This window comes from Corallococcus llansteffanensis (assembly GCF_003612055.1).
In the GTDB taxonomy this organism is placed as follows: Bacteria; Myxococcota; Myxococcia; order Myxococcales; family Myxococcaceae; genus Corallococcus; species Corallococcus llansteffanensis.
Map to the genome: position 1 here is coordinate 1 of NZ_RAWB01000769.1, position 3,844 is coordinate 3,844.

4 protein-coding genes are annotated in these 3,844 nt (G+C 73.4%); all 4 read right to left on the bottom strand.

Going from position 1 to position 3,844, the window contains the following annotated elements; genetic code table 11:
- Positions 1-602 (bottom strand): GspE/PulE/PilB domain-containing protein (locus D7V93_RS39830; protein ID WP_504739594.1); only part of this gene is annotated, 602 nt, incomplete at its 3' end.
- Positions 603-652: 50 nt separating this feature from the next.
- Positions 653-1,804 (bottom strand): RDD family protein, encoded by a 1,152-nt coding sequence (locus D7V93_RS39835; RefSeq protein WP_244237789.1) that lies wholly within the window; start codon positions 1,802-1,804, stop codon positions 653-655.
- A gap of 953 nt (positions 1,805-2,757) precedes the next feature.
- Positions 2,758-3,024, bottom strand: a complete 267-nt coding sequence (locus tag D7V93_RS39840) for a GlsB/YeaQ/YmgE family stress response membrane protein (protein WP_120615271.1) — start codon at positions 3,022-3,024, stop codon at positions 2,758-2,760.
- A 108-nt stretch (positions 3,025-3,132) separates the two neighbouring features.
- On the bottom strand, positions 3,133-3,844 hold a 712-nt coding region (locus D7V93_RS39845; protein WP_244237790.1), incomplete at its 5' end, for a 16S rRNA (uracil(1498)-N(3))-methyltransferase.

Here is a 3,844-nt window from a genome sequence, read left to right on the forward strand (position 1 = left end):
GGCTCACGCGGGGCGGCGGGACGGGCCTCGGGCGCCACGGGCTCCTGGGCCACGGAGCGCGCCAGCTGCTCCACCATGTCCACCATCGCCTCGTCCTCCGGCGGCGGAGGAGGCGGCGTGAGGGCTCCGGACGGCCGCGCGACGAGCGCCTCGCCCAGCTGGACGAACCGCTGCGGGAGCGGCTGGCGGTAGATGGTGGAGATCCACTCGCGCACCCGCAGCTCGATGGCGACCCACAGCTCCAGCGGCTTGCCCAGGAGGAAGCCGACTTCGTCCAGCTCCTTCTTGGGCACCGGGTAGGCGCAGGCGACGTGCAGCGTGTTGCCGTCCAGGGACAGGGGCACCACGCTCAGGCGCTCGGCGATTTTCGGAGGGATGAAGCTGGCGACCTCGAGGTTGGGCTCGAAGTCCACCAGGTTCACGGGCCGGAAGCCGGAGACCTCGCCCATCAGCGCGAGGACGTCCTCTTCGCCCATGCCGCGCTCCAGGAGCGCGGAGTCCAGGTGGCCTCCCTGGGCCTGGTGCTGACGCAACAACTCCCCGGCCTGCTCCTGGGTCAGGAGGGCGCGCGAGACGAGGTGCTGAGCAAGACGGGAAGGCATGAAGGCCGCGGCATCTTACGGCCGCGGCCGCAAGGCACAATGAGCCGGTTTCAGCTCGGTTGGACGACGAAGGTGGACGTCAGCTTGTCATGCAGCGTCTGGCCGCGTCGGTCGAACAACGCCATCCAAAAGCCGCCCAGAAAGAGAACGAAGGAAAGCCCGGCGAGCAGCGCCCGGAAGATGGCCCGGCCCGGTGTCGGCGCCATGCCATGGGTGTCCACCAACCGGAGGCCCAGGAGCAATCGTCCCAGGGTGCGTCCATTCCAGAGGAAGGCCGCGACGGCGCAGTAGACGGTGGCGAGCACCAGCACCAGTACCACGCCGGGAAGCAGCACGGTGTGCAGTGCGCGCAGCCAGGCGACGAACGCATCCAGCCCCGTCAGGCCCGGCTGCGGACCCTTGACGCCCGCGATGGACGACGCGAGGACGATGTAGGCCGCCGCGACGGCGCCGATGGCCGCGGTGTCGATGGTGAACGACAGCAGCCGCCGCCACAGCGAGGCGGGCCGTGCGTGCACTTCGCCAGCGACCGGCGCCGCCGCGGGCGCCTGCGACTTCTTCACGGGGGCGGCGGGGGAGGGCGAAGCTTCCATGCGGGACACTCCCGGGGTGGGCGACAGGGAAGCGGCGGCGAAGGCCGGCGTCTCCAGTGGAGGCAGGAGGGCCGGATCCTCCATGAGCGGCTGCCCCTGCGAGGGCGCGGCGTCACGGCGAGGCAGACCGGAGGAGGCGGAGGCCTGCACGGGCGCATCCATGCGCGGCAGACCGGAGGAGGCCGCGGACTGCGCGGGCGCATCCATGAGGGGCAGGCCCGGGGCGCGCTCGGCGTCACGGCGGGGAAGGCCGGAAGAGGGCTGCGCGGGGGCCTCCATGCGAGGCAGACCGGACGAAGCGGAGGCCTGCGCGGGCGGGGCGTCCCGTCGCGGCTGCCCGGGAGCCGCGGGCAGGGGCCGAGCACCATGCGCCTCGGTGCCGTAGGCCGGCGTGGGCACGGAGCCCGGACGAGGCTCGGCGGCGTTCACCGGCACCTGCGCCGCGCGAGGCACGGCGACGCCGGGATTCTGGAAGCCGGCCTCCGGCATGGCCTGCGTGGGTGAGGCGCGCGGCGGAGCCATGGGCGCCGGGCTGCTCGCGGCGGCCATCGGGGGCGGCTGTGCGACGGCGGGACGCGGCGGGAGCACCGCGCCGGACGGTGCGTTCACGGGAGGCTGCGCGGCGCGAGGCGGCACGGGCGCCGCGGACGCGGGCACGGCCGCCCGAGGTGCGGCACCGGGAGCCCGGACCGCCGGACCTTCCGCGTGCGGCGCGGAGGCGCGAACCGTTGCATCGGCCTGCGGAACGGAGCCCCGCGCGGGCGCATCCGGCGAAGGCGCGGCTGCGCGCGCGGCCGCATTCGACGGAGAAGCAGGTGCACGCGGCGCCGCGCGAACCGTCGCATCCCCCTGCGGCGCGGCGGTCCGAACGGTCGCATCGGATGGAGTCGCGGCGCGAACCGTCGCATCACCGTGAGGCGCGGGGGCGCGAACGGTCGCATCGGACGGAGTCGCGGCGCGAACCGTCGCGTCACCGTGAGGCGCGGCGGCCCGAACCGTCGGTCCATCCGTCGCGGGCACGGCTGCGCGGGGCGCGGCACGCGGGGGCGCGGCGGCCGGAACCTGCCCGGGCGTCGCGACGCGGGGCGCGGCGGTTCCCGGGCGGACCGTCGGGGTCATTCCCGGCGGGGTGATGGGGCCACGCGGAGGCTCCATCGCGAACGCGGGCGTGCCCCGCAGGGTCTCCGGCTCCAGCGGCTCGCCATTCAGGGTGGTGGCCTCGGCGCCCGCTTCCGGGGCCGTGCGCTCCCCCAGCTTGCGGCGGTCGATGTGGATGTCGCGATCGAGCAGGCTCGGAACGGAAGCGACCCTGGGTGGACGCGCGGCGGCGGCGGCGCAAGCGGTGCAATCTCCGACCGGCGGCAGCGAGGCGCCGCACTTCAGGCACTTGGACAACGGATCCTCCAGGCGATGCGGACAACCGGCGCCATGAAAGGCCGCATTCAGGCCTGTAGCAAGAAAAGGACAAGCCCCTGATGGTCCCTCGCCCGAGGAACCGTCAGGGGCTCATCAGCCCTTCGGCGACCGTCCTTCAGGGGACGGCGCGTGTGGGGCGCCTCACGCTAGGCGTGGACGCGACGCCGTCCCGCGGCTCCCACGAGGAGGAGCACGACGATCGATCCCACCACGGACATGATGATGCCGGAAGCATGCAGGTCGAAGAGCTTGCCATCGCGCTGGAACAGCGAGCCGACGAGGCCGCCCACCAGCGAACCCACCATGCCCAGCAGGGTGGTGGCCATCAGGCCCATGCTCTGCTTGCCCGGCAGGATGGCCCGAGCGATGAGGCCCGCGATGAGGCCGATGATGATGAACGCAATGATCCCCATGAGAGTCTCTCCTTTTGAGGGACCCGCGAGGTCCCGAATGGCAGAAACGTAGGAATGGGCACACGGATCCGTGACCCGCGATGGAGAGAGTGGCTGCCCGCCCGCCTGCTACCCGAGCGACCCGTCCAGGTGCTGCATCACCGCGAGCGCCGCGAGCGCCGCGGTCTCCGTCCTGAGGATGCGCGAACCCAGCGTGACGGTGCGCGCCCCCAACTCGCGCAGCCCCGAGACCTCCTCGCGCGCCAGCCCGCCCTCGGGGCCAATCACGAGCGCCACCGGCGTGCCCGGCCCCACGCTCCGGAAGGCCTCGCCCAGCGGCACCGCGGACTCCTCCTCGTCCAGCACCAGCAGGAGCGTGCCCGGCGTCAGCGACCTCGCCGCGTCCAGCAGTGGACGCGGCGTGTGCACGCTCGGCACGTCGTCACGACGACACTGGCGCGCCGCTTCCTCGACGATCTTCGCCCACCGCTGCGTGCGCTCCTCGGCGCGCTTGGGCTCCAGCTTCACCACGCTGCGCGCCGTGGCCACCGGATGGAACGCGGTGGCCCCCAGCTCGGTGCCCTTCTGCAGCACCCACTCCAGCTTGTCGCCCTTGGGCAGCCCCTGCAGCACGCTCATCTCGCGCGCGGGCGGCGTCACCCGCACGGTCCCCAGCACGAGCCGCACGTCCTCCGCGCCCAGGCCACTGACGCGCGCCTCGAAGGCGCGGCCCTTGCCGTCGAACACCTCCAGCGCATCGCCATCCTCCAGCCGCAGCACGTGCACGAGGTAGTGGCGGCGCTCGCCCGTGAGCGTCACGTCGGAGGGGGCGGGCTCGGGC